We start from the raw sequence: 22,294 nt of genomic DNA, 5'->3' as shown, positions 1-22,294 counted from the left end.
GCTTCTCAGCGCTCGACCGCCATGGCGACGCCCATGCCGCCGCCGATGCAGAGCGTGGCGAGGCCCTTCTTGGCGTCGCGCTTGGCCATCTCGTGCAGCAGCGTCACCAGCACGCGCGCGCCGGAGGCGCCGATCGGATGGCCGATCGCGATGGCGCCGCCATTGACGTTGACGATGTCGGGGTTCCAGCCGAGGTCCTTGTTCACAGCCAGAGCCTGCGCCGCAAAGGCCTCGTTGGCCTCGACGAGATCGAGGTCGCCGACCTTCCAGCCGGCCTTCTCGAGCGCCTTGCGGGTCGAGGGGATCGGGCCGGTGCCCATGATCGCCGGGTCGACACCGGCGGTCGCCCAGGAGGCGATGCGGGCGAGCGGCGTCAGGCCGCGGCGGGCCGCTTCCTTGGCGGTCATGATGACGAGAGCGGCGGCGCCGTCGTTGATGCCGGAGGCGTTGCCGGCGGTCACCGTGCCGTCCTTGGAGAAGGCGGGCTTGAGCTTGGCCATGGCCTCCAGCGTGGCGCCATGGCGCGGGTACTCGTCGCTGTCGACGACGATGTCGCCCTTGCGCGTCGAGATGGTGAAGGGGACGATCTCGTCCTTGAAGCGGCCGGCCTTCTGGGCGGCCTCGGCCTTGTTCTGCGAGGCGACGGCGAAGCGGTCCTGCTCCTCGCGGCTGATCTGGTACTTGGTCGCGACGTTCTCGGCGGTCGTGCCCATATGGTAGCCGTGGAAGGCGTCCCAGAGCCCGTCCTTGATCATGGTGTCGACGAACTTGACGTCGCCCATCTTGGTGCCGTTGCGCAGATAGGAAGCATGCGGCGCCAGCGACATCGATTCCATGCCGCCCGCGACGATGATGTCCGCGTCGCCATTGGCGATCTGCTGCAGTCCGATGGCGACGGTGCGAAGGCCCGAGCCGCAGAGCTGGTTGAGGCCCCAGGCGGTCTTCTCCTGCGGGATGCCGGCGGCCATGGCGGCCTGGCGGGCCGGGTTCTGGCCCTGGCCGGCGGCGAGCACCTGGCCGAGGACGACCTCGTCGACCTCGCCGCCCTCGACCTTGGCGCGCTTCAGCGCTTCCTTGATCGCGGCGGCGCCGAGCTCATGGGCGGGGGTGTTGGCGAAGGCGCCGTTGAAGGCGCCGACCGCCGTGCGCGCAGCGCCGACGATCACGATATCCGAATCTGCCATGAGAGGGTCCTCACTTGTTGTTGCTGCTGCACCGCTCCCGCCGATGCACCATTCCCCGCCACCTTCGAAGCCTGTTGCGACGCCGTCAAGACGGGTGAGCAGCGAATTCGAGACCGCGACGGCGCGTGTGTGGTTGTGGGGAGGCGACGAAAGTCGCAGACCGCGCCTCACTTCCGACAGATTTTTGCGGCGCGCGCTCAAAGAGCTTGCGGTGCAGCACCGACAGTCTATCGTCGGGGCAGGGAGACCGCTCCGCCGAGCATGCCGGAATCAACCGTGGCCGCGGAACAACGTCAAGTAGGACCGATGGCTAGCGAAAAAGAACCAACCGTCATCAAGAAATACGCCAACCGGCGTCTCTACCACACAGGTACCAGCTCCTACGTCACCTTGGAGGATCTCGCCGGTCTGGTGCGCGCGGGCGAGGATTTCGCCGTCTACGACGCCAAGTCCGGGGAGGACATCACGCGTTCGGTGCTGGCGCAGATCATCTTCGACGAGGAAGCCAAGGACGGGCAGAACCTGCTGCCGATCGCTTTCCTGCGGCAGCTCATCCGCTTCTATGGCGACAGCATGCAGGCGCTGGTGCCGCGCTACCTCGAATTCTCGATGGACAATTTTACCCAGGACCAGAACAAGTTCCGCGAGCAGATGGCCAAGGCCTTCGGTGGGACGGCGTTCGGCGGCAATGCGCTCGACGCCATCCAGGCGCAGACGCGTGCGAACATGCAGATGTTCACCGAAGCGTTCCGGCTGTTCAACCCGTTCACCGCGGCGGCCCAGGCCCGTCAGGAGGCCGAAGGCGCGAAGCCGGCCGCCGCCCAGTCAGGCGGGAACGAGATCACCGATCTCAAGCGCGAGCTCAACGAGATGCGCGAGCGTCTCGACAAGCTGTCCCGCACGCGCTGAGCCGCTTCTGACGAATTTGAGCCGCGCCCTCGCAGGAGAGGGCGCGGCTTTTCATTGCCCAATGAGGACCGATGCGGCGGGTGCCCCGGCAGGGCGGAATCTGACATCGGCGAAAGCTGGCCGTCAGGCCTGACGCGCGCGACGCTCTGAGGTTGGGAGATTTCCGGCAAGCAGACCTTCGCCGTCGGGCTCCGGGTCGGCCCTTGGCAGGCCTTCTCGCTTGCAGTTCTCCAGAGGCCCTTCCGCGGGTTTGCACGCCGATCCAAGCGGCCTTCATTCACGCGCGCAAGTCGTTGTCGTGAAGCGCAATGCGAGCCTCGCGCGCGAGATCTATAAGAGAGGCGCAGAACATCAGCAAGGCTGCGATGAACAGGAGCGCGACGCCATATTCATGGGCGAAGTGCAGAAATGCACTGATGAAGGCGACGATGATGATGAGCGCCGTCAATATTGCCGACACGATGGCGCAAAACAACGCTCTGTTCAAAAGCGCGGCCCGGTGTCTCAGGCGAGGCAGGTCGGCCCGGAGGAAGGATTTCGAGGAATCGCTTTCGGGGATGGAATGGATGAACTGCGAGCGGTCGATCACGCGGTTGATCCGGACCATCAGCAACGAGATGAAAGCGGCCACGGCGCCCAGCAGGAATGCCGGGGCCGCGACATTGGCGATGATGCGGCCGAGCTGATCGATCGAAGGCGTTACCGGCAGCAGTTCCGTCATGCTTTGCACGTTGCGACCACCGGTGGACCGATCGGCGAAGATGGGGCGCCTATTGCAGCGGCTCGATTTTCGCCGCCATGTCGGGGGCGAAGCTCACCCGGTACGTCGCGTTGCCGCATTTGAGAATCCACACCGCATGGTCCGGCCTGGAGCGCTCCGCATCTCGTGTCGCGTTAAGCGCCTTGTCGCACGCAAAACCCTGCGTGCGGATTTGCGCGGCGATCATTTCCGGCGGCAGGTCTTCGGCTGCCTGTGCCGCCGGAAACACCCAGCCCGATGCGCTTCCGGTCGAGCCCGGGCCCGCGGCCAACGCGAAACCGACGGCGCTGAGGCCGGCGATCCAGCAGGCCCAAACTGGCAATGTACCGCGATGCTCCATATTGCCTCCAGTTCTACGGGTGCCGATTGGCCGGAATGGTGATTGTGGCCGCCGGAGAACCCGGCGGCGCGTGATCGGCTGCGCCTGCTGCGCGGACGCCGCAACCGGCGCCGTCGATGTCGAAAACAAGGCGGGGATAATCGCACGGAGGCTCATCTGATGACCTCTCTGCAAAGGTGCGCAAGCGCGCGAATACTGCCATCGGGGGGTACATATCGCAACGTCAGCCGGCCGCGAGCTTCCGGCGCTGTGCCTGCTGCGCCGGCGCATGCAGCTCGGCACGGCCGACGAGGTGCCCTTGCAGATAGGTCACGCCCCAGTCACGCAGCATGGCGGCCTGCATCTCGTCGTCGACCCACTCCGCCACCGTCTCGACGCCGAGATGGCCGGCGAGATCGATGAGCGTGCGAACATAGAAGCGGTCGTCGGTCGAATGCCGCAGATTCTGCGTGAAGGCGCCGTCGATCTTCAGGATGTCGATCGGGAAAGCGCGCAGATGGCGCAGCGAGGTGTGACCGGCGCCGAAATCATCGATTGCGATGCGCGCGCCCTGCGCCTTGATGCCTCCGAGCAGCTTCGCCACCCGCATCGGGTTCTCGATCGTCGCGGTCTCCGTGACCTCGACGATCAGGCGTGAGGCTTCGCTTCTGGCGGCAGCCGTGCAGGCCACGAAGGCGTCGAACCATTCCGGATCGGTCAGCGAGCGGGGAGAGACGTTGACCGACAGCACCAGGGCGGGGTCGTCGCACAGCATGTCCATGGCGAGCTCGAGCACGCGATGGTCGAACAGCCGTACGAGGCCGCGCCGTTCCAGCATGGGGATCAGCTCGGCCGAGGAGAAGTAGAGCCCGGTCTCGTCCTGGCCGACCCGCAGCAGCGCCTCGTGGAAGGCCGGTTCGCGCGAGCCGGCCCTGACCACGGGCTGCAGGGCGAGCTGCACGCGCCTCTCGTTCAGGGCCGCGATGGCCTGCACGTCGAAGCCGATCTGGTCGGACGCCGCTTCGCGGCGCGGGCGCGGCTTGGCGGTGACGGCGGTGTCGATGGCGCCGGCGCGAGCTGCGGCCAGGGCTCCCTCGGCCGCGGCCAGCAGCGAGCCGGCATGGGTTCCCAGCTCCGGTGCGCTGGCGGCGCCGACACGCAGGCGTACGAGCGCGATGCCGCGCGCGGTCTCGATCGCCGATTGGGCGACGATCTTGATGAAGCGCCGCGCGGCCGATTCGATCTGGTCCTGCGGGCAGCCGACCAGCAGGATCGCGAAACTGTTGCCGGCGTAGCGGACGAGATGGTCCCGCCGGCGCGTGACCGAGCGCAGCCGCTCATGCACGGTGCTGATGATCTCGTCGGTCGCCTCATGGCCGAAATCGTCGTTCAGGCGCGCGAGCTCGTCGATCGCCGCCACCAGGATCACGACGGGGCGCTCGGCCGGCGGCTGCTCCTTGAGCGCCGCGTCGATACGCTCCAGCAGGGCTGGGCGGTCGCAGAGTTCGTTGCCGAGGCGCTCCAGCTCGTCGGCCCGTGCGGCACGCTCGAGCCGGAGGATGCCGCGCGCGCGCGCCGGACGGCCATCAGTGCCGGCGAACCAGCGGCCGGTATCCTCGGCCCACATCTTGCGGCCGGCGAGGTCGACGGCATAGCGGGTGCGATAGATCACGCCGTCGCCCTGGTCGCGCTCGCTGGAACCGAAGATCGCATCATAGCGGCTCGGGCCGCTGCCGGGCTCGACGAGGCCGGCGAAGGCGAGGCCGCGCGCCAGCGTCGGTGCCGGGACCGGGCCCAGGACCTCGCCGACATTCGGGCCCCAGGTGAGCGCGTCGCTCTGGACGTCCCAGCCGTAAACCACTTCGCCGATCGAGGAGAGGATGCTGCGGGGGTCGACCGGGCCGCCGTTCTGGAAGCTGAAGATCGAAGGGGTGGGCATCGCTCGGCCTCAGAGGGATGGCCACGCAGCGCCGTCCTGGTGCTTCGTCGCCCGTCCGGATGGTAGGAAGTGCCTCGAAACGATGCGGCAATTTTGATTAACGCGCCGTTAAGGCTGGCCACCGGATTGCAGCTTGCACGCCGTCACATTGAGTTTGTGCCGGAGTGAGACATGGTGGAGGCCCGAGTTTGGCCGGGGCGCAATGCAGCCCATGTCGAGTCATCTGCGCTGCTGCTGCTGCAGGCTGCCGCAGCGCGGGCGGAGATCGGCCCTTTCGCGCGCAAGGGGATAACGACCCCGCAATCAGCCGCCGGGTGCTACCGGGCGGCGGCGCAGCTGCTGCCGAGGGGCCGGCTGCCACGGCCGCGCACGTCTCCCCGCGGCTGACGGAAAGCGCGCAAAGAAAAACCGGCCTCGCGGCCGGTTCGCATTGATCGTCGCTGGAGCGGCATCGCTGCCGCCTCCGGCTCAAGCCTCGGTCTTGACCTTGAGGACCTGACGGCCGCGATACATGCCGCTCTTCAGGTCGACATGGTGCGGACGGCGCAGCTCGCCCGAGTTCTTGTCCTCGATATAGGTGGGCTGCTTCAGCGCGTCGGCCGAGCGGCGCATGCCACGCTTCGACGGCGACGTCTTTCTCTTCGGAACGGCCATTGTACTCTCCATCGTGCCACCGTTCGGACGCAGGCCATAAGGCCACGCCTCCGCCACGGCGACGGATCAATCTCATGAGGCGTTGCCCATACACCGGCGAGGCGGCGATGGCTAGTGCAGAATCCGGATTTCTTCGGAATGACGGCGGGATCAGTCGGGAAGTGCGCAATCTCCGAGAGATCCCAGCTGCCCGAGTCGGCGCTGCGTGCGTGCCGCGGCCGATTGCAGCCCCCGGTTCGGCCGCCCGGGGTCGCGCAACAGGGGATTCGGCAGCGCCGCCGCCAGCCGCGCAGCTTCGGCGGGGCTGAGTCGCGCAGCGGATTTGCCGAAATAGCGCTGCGCGGCGGCCTCGGCCCCGAACAGGCCATGGCCCCATTCGGCGACGTTCAGATAGACCTCGATCACCCGCTGCTTGCCCCAGGCGAAGTCGATCGCCAACGCCAGCGGAATCTCCAGCCCCTTGCGGATATAGGAACGGCCGGGCCAGAGGAACACGTTCTTGGCGGTCTGCATGGTCAGCGTCGAGGCCCCGCGGCTGGGGCCGTCCTCATCCTCCAGAACGGCGTTGAGCTCGATCCAGTCGACGCCGCGATGGCTGCAGAAGCGCTGGTCCTCGGCGGCGATGACGGCGCGGATCAGATTGGGCGAGATCTGCGCCAGCGGCACCCATTCGCGTTCGACAGGGCGCAGCGTCAGCCAGCGAGCCAGCATCAGCGTCGAGGGCACGGGCACGACCCGGTAGAGCAGGATTGCCACAGCGAGGAGAAGGAGCAGCCAGCAGGCGAGCCTGACGCAAAGGCCGATGAACCTGCCCAGCACGTTGCTTCGCCCTCCTCGCCGGTCGATCGGCCGATCCGTGATGTCCTGCGTCATGGCGGCGCAGCTTGACGATGCCGCCATCGTCCGGCAAGGCCCCCGTCCCGGCAGCGAACGCGAGATCCGCGCATGAGTTCCGTCACCACTCCGCCCAGCCATGGCGACCTCGACCGGCGGCTCGCGCAGAATGCGGAGGCCATCGAGGCGCTGCTCGGGGCGCTGCTCGCGTCCGAGCCGGCCGAGGGAGAGATCGCGCGCCCGCCACGCCTCGTTGCGGCGATGCGTCACGGCGCGCTCGGCGGCGGCAAGCGCCTGCGCCCCTTCCTGACGGTCGAGACGGCCCGGCTCCTCGGCGCCGCTCCCGAGCAGGGGCTGCGGGCAGGCGCGGCCGTCGAACTGCTGCATTGCTATTCGCTCGTTCATGACGACCTGCCAGCCATGGATGACGATGATCTGCGCCGCGGCCGGCCGACGGTGCACAAGGCCTTCGACGAAGCCACCGCGATCCTGGCCGGCGACGCGCTGCTGACGCTGGCCTTCGAGGTTCTCGCCGATGAGGCGACCCATCCTGACGGCGCCGTGCGGGCCGCACTGGTGAGCGCGCTGGCGCGCGCCTCCGGGCTCGGCGGCATGGTCGGCGGCCAGATGCTGGACCTCGCCGCCGAGGGGCGGTTCGAGGCGCAGCGCGGCTCGCTGTTGGAGGCCATGATCCGCCAACTCCAGGCGATGAAGACCGGCGCCTTGCTGGCTGTCAGCGTCGAGATCGGCGCGCGCCTGGGTGGTGCCGATGCGGCGGCGCTGGCGGCGCTCGGCCAGTACGGCCGCGCGCTCGGCGCGACCTTCCAGGTCGCCGACGACATCCTCGATGTCGAATCGGACGCCGCCCGGATGGGCAAGGCGACGGCGAAGGACGAGGACAAGGGCAAGGCCACCCTGATCGGCGCGCTCGGCCTCGACGGCGCCAAGCGCGAGCGCGACCGGCTGAGCGAGGCCGCTGTGGCGGCGCTTGCAGGTTTTGGCCCGCAGGCGGATGTGCTCAGGGCAGCCGCGTGCTTCGCGGCGCAGCGGAAAAGCTGACGGTATTGCGCCGTCAGGCTCGGGCTGGACCCGAGCATCTCTTGCCGAAGGAAACGGCTGCTCCCTTGTCAGGGGATCCTCGGGTCGGCGCTTGGCTGCGCCCGAGGATGACGGCTCGCTTACCGCCAGCGGTTGAAGGCGTCAGTCAGCGTCTGGCTGCCCGAGACACCCTTCTCGAAGGTGATGATACCGCGCCGGCCCGAGGTGAACAGCACGGGGATATCGATCCAGCTGCGGTTGAGGATCAGATCGATGTTGCGCTCGACCTCGACCGGCACGTTGGACAAGGCGGCGACGAAGAGATTGTCACCCAGCGCCGAGTTGATGGCCGAGAGCGGTGCGCCGCGCTCGCCTTCCTCGGTCTTGAACTGCGGCACGCCGATTTCCTTGATCGCCTGCGACGCCGGGTCGCCGCTGTTGGTGAAGCGCAGTCCGATGATGTGCGAGGCGGGGAAGGCGGAATCCGTGTTGCGGCGGACGGTGAAGTCGAGATTGAGCCCGGCATCGGGAATCTCGACGGTGGCGCGCACGATCGTCTCGACCGGACGGCCCTGGCCGGCGCTCTCACTGTCGAGGCGCCAGAAGACGCGGCCGGTGACGGCCCTGGGCTGCTGCGGGTTCTCGGGCGCCTCGGTGTAGAGGATGGCGCGCTGGGCGACGGCGATCTCGCCGCCCGGCTGCGGGACCGGAACGCCAGGGGAGGCGCTGGCCGTATTGCTGCCGGTCCGGCCCTGGGCAGGCTCGCCGACGCGGTCGGCGATCTTGCCGTTGCCTTCAGGCTGGGCCGGCTGCGCCTGCTGGGTGCTCGCCTCGCCGTTCGGGCGGGCTGCGTCCTGCGGCTTCAGCTTGTGGACATAGATCGCGGTGGCCGCGATCGCCGCGACCGCGATCGCGACGACGCCGCCGACCACGGCGGAACGGATATGGCCGGGCTTTACCCGCGATTCGCGCGGCGGCTGCACGCGCGGGCGGGCGGCTTGTGGCGGGGCCGGCTCAGGCAGCGGCTCGCCCTCATCCTCGCCGGCGGGTGCGGGCAGCGGGGCGAATGCCGGCTGCTTCTTGGGCTCGGGCGGGCGCGGCGGCTGCGGGGGAGCCTCGACAGGGCGAATCACCGGGCCTTCGATGATCGGCTGCTCGGCCGGTGCCACCTCGTAATCCGCCTCGATCCGGGCGACGGCCTCGTCGAGCGCCAGGCGCTCGCGCATGATCTCGGCCTCGCTCAGTGGCGGGTCGAGGCCGCGCAGCTGCGCGACGAGCGCCGTCCGCGCCCGGTCGTAGATGGAGCGGCGCGTCTCGGCGGAGTTGTCGGGCAGCCCGGCGACGGCACGCGCCAGGATCGGGTAGAAATCGGCCATTGGCCTCACTTGTCGCTGATGACGGGCCGCGTCAACCCTCGAAGGGCAAGGTCACCCTTCGAACGGATTGTGGACGAGGATCGTGTCGTCGCGCTCCGGGCTCGTCGAAAGCACGGCGACGGTGGCGCCGATCAGCTCCTCGATGCGGCGGACATATTTGATCGCCTGCGCCGGCAGATCGGCCCAGGAGCGGGCGTTGGCGGTCGAGCCATGCCAGCCTTCGATGGTCTCGTAGATCGGCTCGACGCGGGCCTGGTCGGCCTGGCCGGCCGGCAGGTGTTCGAGGATCTGACCGTCGAGCTTGTAACCGACGCAGACCTTGATCTCCTTGAAGCCGTCGAGAATGTCGAGCTTGGTCAGGGCGATGCCGTCGATGCCGGAGGTCTTGACCGTCTGGCGGACGAGGCACGCGTCGAACCAGCCGCAGCGGCGCTTGCGGCCGGTGACGACGCCGAATTCCTTGCCCTTCTGGCCGATCAGCTCGCCGATCTCGTCGAAGAGCTCGGTCGGGAAGGGGCCTTCGCCGACGCGGGTGGTGTAGGCCTTGGCGATCCCCAGCACATAGCCGACGGCGGAGGGGCCGAGGCCCGAGCCGGTCGCAGCCTGGCCGGCGACGATGTTCGAAGAGGTGACGAAGGGGTAGGTGCCGTGGTCGACGTCGAGCAGCGCGCCCTGCGCGCCTTCGAACAGGATGCGCTTGCCGGCGCGGCGCTGCGCATCGAGGAGTGCCCAGACCGTGTCGGCATAGGGCAGTACCTCGGTGGCGATCGCCTTGAGCTGGGTCAACAGCTCCTTGGCGTCGACCTCGCCGATGCCGAGGCCGCGGCGCAGCGCGTTGTGGTGGGCCAGCAGCCGCTCGATCTTGGCTTCGAGCAGGGCAGGGTCCTTTAGGTCGATGACGCGGATGGCGCGGCGGCCGACCTTGTCCTCATAGGCCGGGCCGATGCCGCGCTTGGTTGTGCCGATCTTCATGCCGGCATTCGAGGTCTCGCGGAAATGGTCGAGCTCGCGATGCAGCGGCAGGATCAGCGTGGCGTTGTCGGCGATGCGAAGGTTATCCGGCGAGATCGCGACGCCCTGGGCGCGCAGCCGGCCGATTTCCTCGACGAGATGCCAGGGATCGACGACGACGCCGTTGCCGATGACCGAGAGCTTGCCCGGACGGACGATGCCGGAGGGCAGCAGCGAGAGCTTGTAGGTGACGCCGTCGATGACGAGGGTATGGCCGGCATTATGGCCGCCCTGGAACCTGACCACGACATCGGCCTGGCTGGAAAGCCAGTCGACGATCTTGCCCTTGCCCTCGTCGCCCCACTGGGCGCCGACCACCACAACATTCGCCATGAGCGAGGTTTCCCTGCTTGTTCCGCGTTGACCGCGCAAGCACCCACGGAAATGCAAAACCCCGGCGCAAGGCCGGGGTTCGGGGCAGGTCCTTGCAAGCCCTCATGGGCCAATGTGGTCCGCAGGTCAAGGTTTCATGGCGCGGGAGCCTTGATTCTGCGCGACAAAACACCGGAGCATGGCGGGTCTGCAGCATCTGCGCAGTAATGCTGCCGCAATCGGGCGTAAGGGCTATGCAGCGGATCGGGACATCGCGCCCAGCCTGCTTCCCGATGCCGCAGGAGAGGGGAATTCATCGATCATGACCAAGCTCGACGACTGGCTCGGCCAGCACCATGCCGCGTTCACGGCGATCCGCCGCGACATCCACGCCCATCCCGAACTCGGCCTGGAAGAGGTGCGCACCGCCAAGCTGGTCGCGGACAAGCTGCGCGAATGGGGCGTCGAGGTCACGGAGGCTGTCGGCAAGACCGGTGTCGTCGGCGTCATCCGCGGCAACCAGCCGGGCGAACGCGCCATCGGCCTGCGCGCCGACATGGACTGCCTGGCGCTGGAGGAGACCACCAACCTTCCCTATTCCTCGCGCAACCACGGCCGGATGCATGCCTGCGGCCATGACGGGCACACCACGATGCTGCTCGCGGCCGCGCAGTACCTCGCCGAGAACCGGGATTTCGCCGGCACCGTCAACCTGATCTTCCAGCCGGCCGAGGAAGGCCGCGGCGGCGCCAACGCCATGCTGGCGGATGGCCTGTTCGACCGCTTCCCCTGCGACGCGATCTACGGGCTGCACAATACGCCGGGCATGCCGGCCTGCAGCTTCGGCACGACGGTCGGCCCGTTCCTCGCGGCGGCGGATTCGTGGAAGGTCACTTTCCACGGCGTCGGCGGTCATGGCGGCTCGCAGCCGCACCGCTCCACCGACATCACCTATGCGCAGGCGCATTTCGTGCTCGGCCTGCAGGGCATCATCGGCCGCAATGTCGCCCCGCTCGACACGGCGGTGATCAGCGTCGGCTACATCCATGGCGGCGACGTCAACGCCTCGAACGTCATCCCCTCCGAGCTCGTCATCGGTGGCACGGCCCGCACCTATTCGCAGGACGTGCGCGACACGGTCGAGCAGCGCATCGCCGAGCTTGCGGCTGCGACGGCCCAGGCCTGGGGCTGCAGGGCGGAAGCCCATTACCATCGCGGCACGAGCCCGCTGGTCAACGAGGCCGAGCAGGTTCGGGTCGCGGTTGCGGCGGCTTCCGCCGCCGTCGGCGCCGAGCATGTCAACGGCCAGCTGCGGCCGGGCACGGGCGGCGAGGATTTCGCCGAGATGATGCTGGTGCGGCCGGGCGCCTTCATGCGCATCGGTAACGGCGTCAATCCCGACGGCTCCTTCGTCGGCCTGCACACGCCGCTCTACGACTTCAACGACGCGATCATCCCGGACGGCGTGCGCTACTGGGTCGGCCTCGTCGATCAGGAACTCGGCCAGGGCCTGCGGGCGATCGCGGCGGAGTAAGACATCACTGCGGCCGGCGTCGGAGATGCCGGCCGCAGCTTTGACGGGGTGCCCGTCGTTTCCGGCGCTTGCGCTGCCGGTGGAACGGACCTAGGCGACGGGCTCAGCAGCGGAGCCATGCCATGAAGACCCTTGCCATCTCGACCCTGACGATCTGCGGCATCGAGGAACTGCCGGGCAACAGCGCCCGCGAGGTGACGCATGTGCTCTCGGTGCTCGATCCCGACCGCGCCGAGATCGAGGCCTTCGGCACCTATGGTGAGCATCATCGCGTGACGCTGCGCTTCCACGACATCATCGATCCGCGACCCGGGATGATCATGCCGGAGCCGGGGCATGTCGATGAGGTTCTTCGCTTCGGCGAGGGCTTGCAGGAAACGGCGGCGGCCCGCGTGAAGGGGCATCTGCTGGTCCACTGCCATATGGGCATTTCGCGCTCCACGGCGGCGATGCTGACGTTGATGGCCCAGGCCGATCCCGCCGAGGGCGAGGACGCACTGTTCGAAAGGCTGCGCCATATCCGCCCGCAGGCCTGGCCGAACTCGGTGATGATCGGCTTCGCCGACGAGCAGCTCGGCCGGAGCGGGCGCCTGACCGAGGCGCTTCGCCGGCACTACGCCCATCAGCTCAAGGTCCAGCCGAAATACCGGACCTGGATGGCCGATCTCGGCCGCGGGCGGGAAGTGGAGATGGCGGTCTGAGGCAGGGCGCCGTCATGCTCGGGCTTGCCCCGAGCATGACTTGCGGCATTATGCTCCTGCGCTCGCTGCGGCCTGAGCTTCCCGGGTCTGCGCCTCGCTTCGCCAGGGAATGACGCCTGGGAGTCCGGCTCACTTCGGCAGCGGCTGCTCGTCATAGGAGAGTTCCCGATCGCCCGGCCATTTGATGCGGTAGGCGAGCTTGAGCTCCTTCTCGGCGCCGGGGGCGAGGTCGAAGGTCCAGGCCGAGATGCCGCGGCGGTCGCCGACCTGCTTCTCGGTCGGCGGCGTCGTCTGGGCCGCGATGGTCTCGACCGCGATGGCGGTGCTCTCCGAGTAGGGGATGCGCCCGAGCACCGTCACCTTCACCGGCCTCGCGTGCAGGCTCTTCACCACCGTGCGGAATTCGCGCTGGTCGGTGCGGCTTTGTCCGAGCCAGGCCGGCTCGTTCTCGCGGCGCTTCACCGGGGCATAGCTCACCTTGATCCGGTCGTCGGCGCCGAAGCCGAGCTCGAGCCGGTCGCCCGGCGCCACCAGCCCGAACTGGCCCATGCCGACATAGCTGCCGTCGCGATGCAGCGCGACGCGGCCGGGCAGGAGCGGGGCCTCCTCCTCATGGACGAAGCCGGCTTCCAGATAGGCCTTCTGCTCAAGCTCGGGCACGGTGCGGGCGGCGAGCGTCGCCTCCGCCTTGCGCTGGGTGAGGACCACGGTCTTCGGCGAGCCATCCTGCGGGATCGAGGCGCGGCCGGGCACCTGGAAGTTGGCCTGATAGGCGCCGGCCTCGATCGCCGCGACCTCGACCTCGGCCGGGCGCGCAGGCGCGGGGGCCGGAGTGATGGCGCGCTGCGACTGTGCGGCCAGCGCCTCGGCCTCGGCCTTGGCGCGCGCGGCGGCCATTCCAGCAGGAGCCGCGCCGACACGCGCGCGGCTTTCATAGATGGCGGGTAGCTCGAAGAAGGCGACCTGCATCGGCGAGAGATCGGGCGCGCGCGTGCCGCCGGCCGAGCGTGTCGTCGACAGCGTCAATGCGACATCGTCCCAGGCCTCGCCGCTGCGCTGGCGGATCTCGGCGCGGCGCGTCAGGGCGATCTCGGGTTTTTCGGCCGTCGTGGTCAGCCGCGCTTCGTAGGTCGGCGTCCAGTTCGCACCGGTGACGCGGTAGCTCACGGTGAACTCGGCCGCGACCGGCTGCGGCGCCTCGACTGCGATGGCGACGTCACGCTTCGGCGCGCCGGGGCGGCCAGCCTGCGGGCGCGCGCGCTCGAGCGAGGCGATCTCGGCCTCGACGTCGGAAAGGCGATTGCGCACGCCGCGCAGCTCGTCCTGGACCTTAACCAACGCGGTGCCGATCGCCTCGAACACGGCCGGCCAGTCGTTGACCGGCAGGGCCTTGCCATCGGGGCCGAGCTTGTCGGGGCCGGTTTGGGCGAAGCGCTCGATGGTGGCGCGCTTGGCCTCGATCGCGGCGATCTGGCTCTCGAACTTGCCCTTGTCGTCGCGCAGCGCCTTGAGCTTGTCCTCCAGCACCGTATCGAGCACCGGCTTGGCCTCGCCCGGCGTGGTGCGGACATCAACGGCGCCGACCGAGAAGGCGCCGCTGCCCTTGCCCTCGATGCGGATCGAGGCGGGGTCGATCGTCGCCGGCAGACCGCGCAGGACGACCTGCGAGACGCCCTGCAGCAGCTCCGCCTTGCCAAGCCGCGTCACCACGGCGCCGTCGGGATAGATCGTGACCCGGTCGATCCGGCTTGCGAGCTCGGTCTCGGCCGCGTTGGCGAGGCTCGGAGCAAGAAACAGGGCGGCGGCAATATAATTCTTCACGACATCATCCCCCGGAATCGCAGTCACGCGGCCACGATGAGCGCTGCCGAATCCGGCGCGCCCAAGGCCGAATTTGGCCGGAATGCGGATAGGAAGCGAGAGCGGATCGAGCGTCCTGCATTTGCAGGATCATGGGCCAGGGCGGCGAACGCCGCCGGGCTCCCCCGCGGGCGACAGCCTCTGCCGCAGATTACCAAAATGTAATTTCGATATATCTTGATTTGAGATATATCGCGATATAGTTTGTGCGGGCATGAAACACACAGACAGAGACGGTCACGACCGCCATCCCGACGCCCTCCGCGATAGGCGCGAGCATCGTCGGGGCCACCACCACGATCATCATCATGAACATGAGCGCCGCGGCCGCAGAGGCCGGCATGGCGGCCGGATGTTCGACTATGGCGAGCTTCGCCTGCTCATCCTCGCGATGCTCTCCGAGCAGCCGCGCCATGGCTACGACCTGATGCGCGGCATCGAGGAGCGCACGGGCGGCAGCTACACGCCGAGCCCCGGCGTGATCTATCCGACGCTGCAATGGCTCGAAGACATGGGCTATGCCCGCGTCGCGGATGAGACCGGAAGCCGCAAGAACTTCCTCGTCACCGCGGAAGGAGCTGCGTTCCTCGTCGCCAACCAGGCGGCGCTCGACAGCCTCCTTGTCCGCGTAAGCGCGGCCGGCGCGGCAACTCCCGGAGACGGCATTCCCGAGCGCGTCACGCGCGCCACGGAAAATCTCAAGATCGCCCTGCGCCTGAGGTTGCGGCGCGGAGGGCTCGACGAGCCCGCCGCCGAAGCGATCGCCTCGGCCCTCGATGCGGCGGCGCTCGCCGTCGAGAGAAGCTGAAGGATCGGCGAGGCCCGGCCCGCTGGGAAGCGCAGGGCCATCTTCGCAAGTGCGATCAGTGCGCCGACAGCTTCATCATGACGAGGCCTGAGACGATCAGCATGGCCGCTGCGATGCGCATCGGCGTCAGCGCCTCGCCGAGCACGGTGACGCCGACGATGAAGGCGCCGACCGCGCCGATGCCGGTCCAGATCGTATAGGCCGTGCCGAGCGGAAGGGTGCGCATCGCCAGCGAGAGCAGGGCGAAGCTGCCGATCATGGTGACGATGGTGATCGCCGCCGGCACCGGGCGGGAAAACCCATCCGATTGCTTCATGGTGAAAGCCCAGACGACTTCGAGAATGCCGGCCGAGAACAGGTAGAGCCACGCCATAGCGGTCCCCCATGAGTTGCCGGGTCGTCCCGGCACATTGCCCAGGGTGGGGGAGGTCGTGGCCTCGCTGGCGCGTACCTAGCCATCGACCGTCGCTGTGGCAAGGTTGCGAGGCGGATCGAGGGTGAGCCGATTCAGGCGCGGCCGCGCGTGCTGGCGTGCGGCTTGATGCGGTGTTCGACGAAATTGCGCAATTCGGTGACGCGGCGTTCGGTGTCGAGCACCTCCCGGTCGAGCCCATGCGCCCAGGCGAGATCCTGCCGGGCGGCCGGTTCGGCGTCGAGCGTGCGCAAATCGTCGAGCCAGGCCTGGGTCGAGGTCTCGTCCCGCCGGAAGCCTTCTTCGATCAGGAGCGGCACCATGCGTCCGAGGATGGAGGCGACCTGCTTCAGCGGGAATTCCGGATGGTACTGCACGCCCCAGAAGGTGCCGCCATTGTGCCTGATCTCGGCCGCCTGCACCTGGCTGTAGGCGTTGGAGGCGAGGATGGTCGTGCCATGCGCCGGCAGGGCGATGGTGTCGAGATGGATCGCCGGGGCGTCGAAGGCGGACGGCCTGCTCTCGAGGAGTTTGTGGTTCCGGCCCGCCTCGGTCGGCGTGATCCGGCGGGCGAAGCCGACCTCGCGCCCCTTCGGATTGGCGGTGACGGTGCCGCCCGCCGCGACCGAGCCGATCTGAATGCCCCAGCAGGAGCCGAAGCAGGGGGTGCCGCTGGCATAGATCGCCCGCATCAGTTCGACCTGCCGCGTCACCGCCGGTTCGGCCTTGTAGATATGCAGCGCCGAGCCGGTGAGGAAGACGCCGTCATAGGATTCGAGCCCAGCGGCGTCCGGCAGGTTGGCGCCCTCATCGGCCGGGAGACAAATGTCGGAGACGATGCCGGGCGCGATCGCCGCGATCTCGGCGGCGTAGGCCTCGCCATAGGCCATGCCATAAGCCTTGCGCAGCCCTTCGCGATGCTCGTGCGTGTTGCCGTCGACGAAGAGCAGGCGGAGCGGGCGAGAGCTGGTCTGGATCATCGGGGGATTTCCGCAGGGGATGCGCAGGGCGATGGGCAGGCTTGCGCCCGATCTCATAGAAGAGGGGCCTCGCGCAAGGTTATTGCATGTGCCCATTCTCGCGACAGGGCGGAAACGTGCACCCTTCCCCGACTTGGCTGCAACGCGCCTGGACCAACGCCTATCTGCTGATGATCGGGACGACGCTGATCTGGGGCGGGAATGCCGTGGCCAGCCGTTTTGCGGTCGGCAACATCTCGCCGATGGCGCTGACCTCCTTTCGCTGGATCGGGGTCTGCCTGATCATGCCTTTCCTGCTGCGGCGGCAGATCGCCGAGCATCTGCCGCAGATCAAGGCGCATTGGCCCTACATCGCCCTGCTCGGCATCACCGGCTTCACCGTCTTCAACACCCTGATGTATGTGGCGGCCTATTCGACGACGGCGATCAATATCGGCATTCTGCAAGGCTCGATCCCGGTCTTCGTTCTACTCGGCGCATTCATCGCCTATCGCATCCCGATCGGCGTCATGCAGGCGCTCGGTGTCGCCGTCACCCTGCTCGGCGTCGTGGTCACCGCGAGCCGCGGCGATGTCCATGTGCTCGCGAATCTCCGCTTCGTCCCGGGCGACCTGCTGATGATCCTCGCCTGCGTTTTCTATGCCGGCTACACGGTCGCGGTTCGCAGCCGGCCGCCGATGCCGCAGCTCGTCTTCTTCACGGTCGCCGCGGCCTTTGCCTGTCTGTTCTCCTTGCCGCTGCTCGCGGCAGAGATCGCCATGGGCCGCTTCCACATGCCGAGCCCGACGGGCTGGGCCATCCTCGCCTTCACGGTGATCGGCCCCTCGATCCTGTCGCAACTGTCCTTCATGCGGGCGATCGAGTTGATCGGGCCGGGGCGGGCCGGTGTCTTCGTCAATCTCGTGCCGGTCTTCGCGCCGATCCTCGCCGTGCTGCTCCTCGGGGAGCCCTTCGGGGTCTATCACGCGGTCGCGCTCGCGCTGGTGCTCGGCGGCATCTTCATCGCCGAGCGGCTGGGGCGGTAGACGAGCCCTTTCGTCTGCAGCCGCCGTCATTCTCGGGCGAAGCGAAGCGCAGACCCGAGAATCTCTCGCAGGACAGGGCGCTTCTTATGCCAGAGATGCCCGGGTCAAGCCCGGGCATGCACGCCCCGACATCTGCGGCCTCAGCGCAATGCCGAGACTGCGAGCCGCGCGACGGCGGCATGGGCGGCGTCGCGCTCCTTCGGATCGGCCCGCGAGCCGGCGAGATAGACCACGATGACGAAGCGCCGCCCGTCCGGCAGCGTGGCGACGCCGATATCGTTGCTGGCGTGGTTGATGCCATCCGTGGTGAGGCCGAGCCCGGTGCGATGGGCGAAGCGCGAGCCTGCCGGCAGCCCGGCCTTGACGCGGTCCGCGCCGATCTTCGATTCCGCGACGATCTTCTCGATGAAGGCGGTATGGGCGGGGTCGCGGAGCCAGGTGCCCTTGGCGAAGCCCTCGAGGAAGAGCGCGCTCGCTTCCGGCGTGGCAGCGTCGCGCTTGTCGTTCAGCGCCTTCGACAGCGCGGCGATGCGGACTTCCGGCTTGAGGGCCTTGAGCTCGGCGCGGAAGCGCTTCTCGTCGACCGTCTCGCCCCAGGCGAAGCCGCGCAGGCCGTAGATCTCGGGCTGGAACTGGCGTTCATAACGGTCGATCGACATGCCGGTGATGCCGCCGTCGCGCAGCATCTTCGTCACCACCTGCGGCCCGCCAATCTCGCGCATCAGCAGGTCGGCGGCGGTGTTGTCGCTCTGGCCGGCGGCGAGCTGGACGAGTTCGCTCAGCGGATAGTCGTTGCGCTCGCCCTTGAAGGCCTTGGCCAGCGGGCTGTTGAACAGCGAGAAATCCAGGCGCGTCACGGTAATCGGCTGGTCGAGCCTGAACTTGCCGGCCTCGACCTGCTGCAACACCGCGACGGCGAGCGGCAGCTTGAACACGCTCTGCAGCGGGAAGGTCTCGGAGCCGCGATAGGACCATTGCTTGCGATCCTTGAGATCGATCAGCGCGACACCGAGCCGACCTTTCGCCTGCCCTTCGATCGCGGCGATCTCCTTGTCGAGCCTGGCTTTGTCCCAATCGGCGAGGGCGGGGAAAGCGGTGAGGCAGGCGAGGGCAGCGGCGGCGAGACGAAGGCGGGCAGGCATGGGGCGGTCCCTTGATGGCGAGGCCATCAGAGGGGAGGGACATTGCGGCAGCCTTGCGGCGGCAGGTTGGCTCAATCCGTCAGCCACAGCGGGGCCTATCGAAAGAAGAAACATGCCGCCGCCGCGGTTCCGATCGCGTGCGGCATTCGTCTTTGAAGATGGATGCCGTGCCGGCGCCTTCACTGGCCGGGAATGGTGTCCGGCAAAATGGAGGTTTGCGATATGGCGAAGAACGACGTCTCGCGCCGGGCCGTGCTGGCGGCGGGCTTTGCTGGCAGCCTCACCCTATCCATGCCCTCTCGCGCCCGGGACAAAGGAACTGCCATGGAAACCAAGACATCCGCGGCGGGCGACAGCATCGCGCTCGTCAACGTCTTCACCGTGCAGCCCGCCGACCAGCTGCGGCTTGCGGAGATTTTGCGCGAAGGCACGGAAGACTTCTTCAGCAAGCAGCCGGGGTCGCTCTCGTCCTCGGTTCTGGTCGGTCGGGACGGCCGGCGGGTCGTGAATTATTCGCGCTGGCGCAGCGCCGACGATGTCGCGGCGTTCCGGGAAACCGAGTATTTCAAGGCCTATGTCGGACGGATCGGCTCCCTGGCCACCGTCGAGACGATGTTATGCGACATCGGATTTTCCCATGGCTGACAGAGTGGCGGGCGGTGCCGCGCGGAGCGTATTGAGCGAGACGATCGCGCGGCTGCGGCCGCGCCTTCACCGCTACTGCGCCCGGATGATGGGCTCGGCGGTCGAAGGGGAGGACGTCGTCCAGGACGCGCTCCTGAAAGCTGCCGAAGCCTGGAGCAACGCCGCTCCCATCGAAAACCCGGATGGCTGGCTGTTCCGCATCGCGCATAACGCCGCGCTCGATGCGCTCCGGCGCCGTGCCCGCCGCGCGGAACTGGAAAGCGAGGATCAGGACGACATGGTTTCGCCTCGGCAGGCCGGCTTCGACCCGCTCGCGACCCGGGCCAGCCTGCAGACGCTCGCGCGCCTGCCAGCGGCGCAACGCAGCGCCGTCACGCTGCGCGACGTGCTCGATTTCTCGGTCGACGAGATCGCGCAGCTTCTGGAACTCAGCCCGCCCGCGGTCAAAGGGCTGCTGCAGCGCGGGCGGCAGCGGCTTGCGGAAATCGCGCACGAGCCGGGAGACATGCGGGCGCCGCAGCTCGCGCCGGCCGAGCGCGTGCGGCTGGAGAGTTATGTCGCCCGGTTCAACGCGCATGATTTCGACGCGGTTCGCGCGATGCTGGCGGAGGATGTCCGGCTCGATCTCGTCAACCGCCTGCAACTCAGCGGGCGCAACGAGGTGGCGCCCTATTTTGGGCGCTACGACACCGCCACGCATTGGCGCTGCGCGTCCGGGGTCGTGGACGGAAAACCGGCCGTGCTGATGCTCGACGCACAGGACAGCGACGGGCGGCCGCTCTATTTCGTGACGCTGGAATGGCGCGGCGACGAGATCGTCGCGATCAGGGATTTCCTGTTCGCGCGCTATGTGCTGGAGAGCGCCGACATCGCGGTGTCGGCGGGCTGAACGGGCGCTTCCTCGTCGCAGAGCGTAAGCTCCACCGGGCAGTCCTCGATGCCGAAGCATTCCGGCAGGAGCTGCTTAAGCCGCTCGCGCAGGGCGTCGAGCGACTCGGCTTCGGTGACGATGCCGAGCTCACCAGTGTCCATGGCGTACCAGAGGCCCGCCGCCTCGTCGCGGCGGACCTCGAAGCGGATCGGCGCCAGCGCCGCCCCCGAGCGGGAGGCGACGATGGCCCGCAGCGGATTGAGCACGATCAGAACCGCAGGCGCCGGGCGCGCTTGACCATCGGGATCTCGTGGATCTTGTCGAGCAGATCGTCCGAGATCGGCTCGTCGACGGCGACATAGCAGATCGCGTCGCCGCCCGGCTTGTCGCGGCCGAGCGCGAAGGTCGCGACGTTGACGCCGGCGGCGCCCAAGAGCGAGCCGAACTGGCCGATGAAGCCCGGCTTGTCGTCGTTGCGGACATAGAGCATGTGCGGCGCGAACTCGGCGTCAACCGCGATGTCGCGGATCTCGACGATGCGCGGCTTGCCGTCATGGAAGACCGTGCCGGACGCATGGCGCGGCATATCCTCGGCCTCGACGACGATGCGGATGACGCTTTCGAGGTTGCCGGCGACCTCGCGGGTCAGTTCCTCGACGACGATGCCCTTCTCCTTGGCGATCAGCGCGGCGTTGACCATGTTGATCTCGGGCAGGAAGGGCCTGAGCACGCCGGTGATCGCGGCGGCCGAGATCGCCTTGAGGTTGAGCGCGGCGACCGCGCCCTCATACTCGATGCGGATGCCCTTGACCGGCGCCTCGGTGAGCTGGCCGAGGAAGGAGCCGAGCTTCTCGGCGAGATCGACGAAGGGCTTGATGCGCGGCGCTTCCTCGGCCGAGATCGACGGGAAGTTGACCGCGTTGGTGATCGCGCCCTTGAGCAGGTAGTCGCTCATCTGCTCGGCCACCTGCAGGGCGACATTCTCCTGCGCTTCATTGGTGCTCGCGCCGAGATGCGGCGTGCAGACGACGTTCTCCAGCCCGAAGAGCGGGTTCGTCTCGGCCGGCTCCTGCGAGAACACGTCGAAGGCGGCGCCGGCGACATGGCCGGACTTGATGAGATCGGCCAGCGCCTGCTCGTCGACGAGGCCGCCGCGGGCGCAGTTGATGATGCGGACACCCTTCTTCGTCTTCGCCAGCGCCTCGGCCGAGAGGATGTTCTTCGTCTTCTCGGTCATCGGCACGTGCAGCGTGATGAAGTCCGAGCGCTTCAGCAGGTCTTCCAGCTCGACCTTCTCGACGCCGAGCTGCACGGCACGTTCCGGCGAGAGATAGGGGTCGTAGGCGATGACGCGCATCTTCAGGCCGATGGCGCGCTCGGCGACGATCGAGCCGATATTGCCGGCGCCGATCAGGCCGAGCGTCTTGGCGGTGATCTCGACGCCCATGAAGCGGTTCTTCTCCCACTTGCCCGCTTGCGTGGAGCCGTCCGCGGCCGGAATCTGGCGGGCGAGCGCGAACATCATGGCGATGGCGTGCTCGGCGGTGGTGATCGAGTTGCCGAAGGGCGTGTTCATCACGATGATGCCGCGCGCCGTGGCGGCGGGGATCTCGACATTGTCGACGCCGATGCCGGCGCGGCCGATCACCTTGAGGTTCTTGGCCTGCTCCAGCAGCTTGGCGGTCGCCTTGGTGGCCGAGCGGATGGCGAGGCCGTCATACTCGCCGATCACGGCGGCGAGCTTGTCCTTGTCCTTGCCGAGGGCAGGATCGAAGGTCACGTCGATGCCGCGATCCTTGAAAATCTGGACGGCGGCGGGGGAGAGGGCGTCGGAAATCAGGACTTTCGGTGCGGGCATGGGAGGCTCCGGCTGCGCCGCGCTGCACGAGGAGCGTTTCGGCGCTGAGAAGGGGGAGGGCGCCCCCGCCTGTCATTCCGGGGCGGCGAAGCCGAACCCGGAACCCACGACGGGGTGCGACG

22 protein-coding genes are annotated in these 22,294 nt (G+C 68.0%); 8 read left to right on the top strand and 14 right to left on the bottom strand.

Translation table 11 applies throughout. From position 1 onward, the window contains the following. Positions 1-5: 5 nt before the first annotated feature. Positions 6-1,184, bottom strand: a complete 1,179-nt coding sequence (locus AB4Z16_RS05915; protein ID WP_441510413.1) for an acetyl-CoA C-acetyltransferase — start codon at positions 1,182-1,184, stop codon at positions 6-8. A gap of 306 nt (positions 1,185-1,490) precedes the next feature. Between AB4Z16_RS05915 and phaR the strand changes: the two genes are divergently transcribed. Next, positions 1,491-2,093, top strand: a complete 603-nt coding sequence (gene phaR, locus AB4Z16_RS05910; RefSeq protein WP_441510412.1) for a polyhydroxyalkanoate synthesis repressor PhaR — start codon at positions 1,491-1,493, stop codon at positions 2,091-2,093. A gap of 277 nt (positions 2,094-2,370) precedes the next feature. Here phaR and AB4Z16_RS05905 read toward each other — a convergent pair whose 3' ends face one another. The 5 genes from AB4Z16_RS05905 to mtgA form a co-directional block, all read right to left on the bottom strand. Further along, on the bottom strand, positions 2,371-2,814 hold the full coding sequence (locus tag AB4Z16_RS05905; RefSeq protein ID WP_441510411.1) for a DUF2721 domain-containing protein: 444 nt from the start codon (positions 2,812-2,814) through the stop codon (positions 2,371-2,373). Between the two features lie 49 nt (positions 2,815-2,863). After that, positions 2,864-3,193, bottom strand: coding sequence for a hypothetical protein (locus AB4Z16_RS05900; RefSeq protein ID WP_441510410.1), 330 nt, complete (start codon positions 3,191-3,193; stop codon positions 2,864-2,866). A 223-nt stretch (positions 3,194-3,416) separates the two neighbouring features. Continuing rightward, entirely contained in the window at positions 3,417-5,111 is a 1,695-nt protein-coding gene (locus tag AB4Z16_RS05895) for an EAL domain-containing protein (protein ID WP_441510409.1), read from the bottom strand. A gap of 468 nt (positions 5,112-5,579) precedes the next feature. After that, the gene (gene rpmF / locus AB4Z16_RS05890; protein ID WP_054143317.1) at positions 5,580-5,765 is read right to left on the bottom strand and encodes a 50S ribosomal protein L32; all 186 of its coding nucleotides are present in this window, start codon (positions 5,763-5,765) and stop codon (positions 5,580-5,582) included. 150 nt (positions 5,766-5,915) lie between these two features. Beyond that, positions 5,916-6,584 (bottom strand): monofunctional biosynthetic peptidoglycan transglycosylase, encoded by a 669-nt coding sequence (mtgA, locus tag AB4Z16_RS05885; RefSeq protein ID WP_441510408.1) that lies wholly within the window; start codon positions 6,582-6,584, stop codon positions 5,916-5,918. A gap of 126 nt (positions 6,585-6,710) precedes the next feature. Here mtgA and AB4Z16_RS05880 point away from each other — a divergent pair, with 126 nt between their 5' ends. Beyond that, a complete protein-coding gene (locus AB4Z16_RS05880; protein ID WP_441510407.1) occupies positions 6,711-7,658 on the top strand; it encodes a polyprenyl synthetase family protein in 948 nt (315 codons plus the stop codon). A 119-nt stretch (positions 7,659-7,777) separates the two neighbouring features. On the opposite strand, the gene AB4Z16_RS05875 is transcribed toward AB4Z16_RS05880, so the two are convergent. Both AB4Z16_RS05875 and AB4Z16_RS05870 read right to left on the bottom strand, forming a co-directional pair. After that, on the bottom strand, positions 7,778-9,013 hold the full coding sequence (locus AB4Z16_RS05875) for a histidine kinase (protein ID WP_441510406.1): 1,236 nt from the start codon (positions 9,011-9,013) through the stop codon (positions 7,778-7,780). A gap of 51 nt (positions 9,014-9,064) precedes the next feature. Further along, complete coding sequence (locus AB4Z16_RS05870) at positions 9,065-10,357, bottom strand: adenylosuccinate synthase (protein WP_441510405.1); 1,293 nt, start codon at positions 10,355-10,357, stop codon at positions 9,065-9,067. Between the two features lie 301 nt (positions 10,358-10,658). On the opposite strand from AB4Z16_RS05870, the gene AB4Z16_RS05865 reads away from it, so the two are divergent. Together AB4Z16_RS05865 and AB4Z16_RS05860 are read left to right on the top strand one after the other, a co-directional pair. Beyond that, a complete protein-coding gene (locus AB4Z16_RS05865; RefSeq protein WP_441510404.1) occupies positions 10,659-11,870 on the top strand; it encodes an amidohydrolase in 1,212 nt (403 codons plus the stop codon). A 122-nt stretch (positions 11,871-11,992) separates the two neighbouring features. Continuing rightward, complete coding sequence (locus AB4Z16_RS05860; protein WP_441510403.1) at positions 11,993-12,571, top strand: tyrosine phosphatase family protein; 579 nt, start codon at positions 11,993-11,995, stop codon at positions 12,569-12,571. Between the two features lie 129 nt (positions 12,572-12,700). Here AB4Z16_RS05860 and AB4Z16_RS05855 read toward each other — a convergent pair whose 3' ends face one another. Then, positions 12,701-14,392 carry a mucoidy inhibitor MuiA family protein gene (locus tag AB4Z16_RS05855; protein WP_441510402.1) on the bottom strand — a complete coding sequence of 564 codons (1,692 nt, stop codon included), beginning with the start codon at positions 14,390-14,392 and terminating at the stop codon, positions 12,701-12,703. A 391-nt stretch (positions 14,393-14,783) separates the two neighbouring features. On the opposite strand from AB4Z16_RS05855, the gene AB4Z16_RS05850 reads away from it, so the two are divergent. Beyond that, complete coding sequence (locus AB4Z16_RS05850) at positions 14,784-15,239, top strand: PadR family transcriptional regulator (protein ID WP_441510401.1); 456 nt, start codon at positions 14,784-14,786, stop codon at positions 15,237-15,239. A 55-nt stretch (positions 15,240-15,294) separates the two neighbouring features. Here AB4Z16_RS05850 and AB4Z16_RS05845 read toward each other — a convergent pair whose 3' ends face one another. Continuing rightward, complete coding sequence (locus AB4Z16_RS05845; RefSeq protein WP_441510400.1) at positions 15,295-15,612, bottom strand: DMT family transporter; 318 nt, start codon at positions 15,610-15,612, stop codon at positions 15,295-15,297. A 134-nt stretch (positions 15,613-15,746) separates the two neighbouring features. Next, entirely contained in the window at positions 15,747-16,631 is an 885-nt protein-coding gene (locus AB4Z16_RS05840; RefSeq protein WP_441510399.1) for a type 1 glutamine amidotransferase, read from the bottom strand. A 116-nt stretch (positions 16,632-16,747) separates the two neighbouring features. Between AB4Z16_RS05840 and AB4Z16_RS05835 the strand changes: the two genes are divergently transcribed. After that, positions 16,748-17,656 (top strand): DMT family transporter, encoded by a 909-nt coding sequence (locus AB4Z16_RS05835; RefSeq protein ID WP_441510398.1) that lies wholly within the window; start codon positions 16,748-16,750, stop codon positions 17,654-17,656. Positions 17,657-17,796: 140 nt separating this feature from the next. Here the strand turns inward: AB4Z16_RS05835 and bla are convergent, their stop codons facing one another. Continuing rightward, positions 17,797-18,798: a class A beta-lactamase gene (gene bla / locus AB4Z16_RS05830; protein ID WP_441510397.1), complete on the bottom strand. Its 1,002-nt coding sequence runs from the start codon at positions 18,796-18,798 to the stop codon at positions 17,797-17,799. Positions 18,799-19,020: 222 nt separating this feature from the next. Here bla and AB4Z16_RS05825 point away from each other — a divergent pair, with 222 nt between their 5' ends. Both AB4Z16_RS05825 and AB4Z16_RS05820 read left to right on the top strand, forming a co-directional pair. Beyond that, on the top strand, positions 19,021-19,443 hold the full coding sequence (locus AB4Z16_RS05825; protein ID WP_441510396.1) for an antibiotic biosynthesis monooxygenase family protein: 423 nt from the start codon (positions 19,021-19,023) through the stop codon (positions 19,441-19,443). Then, a complete protein-coding gene (locus tag AB4Z16_RS05820; protein ID WP_441510395.1) occupies positions 19,436-20,332 on the top strand; it encodes a sigma-70 family RNA polymerase sigma factor in 897 nt (298 codons plus the stop codon). Before AB4Z16_RS05825 ends, AB4Z16_RS05820 begins: the two co-directional genes overlap by 8 nt. Here AB4Z16_RS05820 and AB4Z16_RS05815 read toward each other — a convergent pair. Together AB4Z16_RS05815 and serA are read right to left on the bottom strand one after the other, a co-directional pair. Next, positions 20,290-20,580, bottom strand: coding sequence for a DUF1902 domain-containing protein (locus AB4Z16_RS05815; RefSeq protein WP_441510394.1), 291 nt, complete (start codon positions 20,578-20,580; stop codon positions 20,290-20,292). The two genes, AB4Z16_RS05820 and AB4Z16_RS05815, sit on opposite strands and share 43 nt — an antisense overlap. A gap of 2 nt (positions 20,581-20,582) precedes the next feature. After that, a complete protein-coding gene (gene serA / locus AB4Z16_RS05810; protein WP_441510393.1) occupies positions 20,583-22,172 on the bottom strand; it encodes a phosphoglycerate dehydrogenase in 1,590 nt (529 codons plus the stop codon). Between the last annotated feature and the right edge of the window lie 122 nt (positions 22,173-22,294).

The organism is Allobosea sp. TAF32 (genome assembly GCF_052113585.1).
Classification (GTDB): domain Bacteria; phylum Pseudomonadota; class Alphaproteobacteria; order Rhizobiales; family Beijerinckiaceae; genus Allobosea.
The sequence above is the reverse complement of the archived record's forward strand: the minus strand, read 5'-3'. Positions and strand labels throughout refer to the sequence as shown.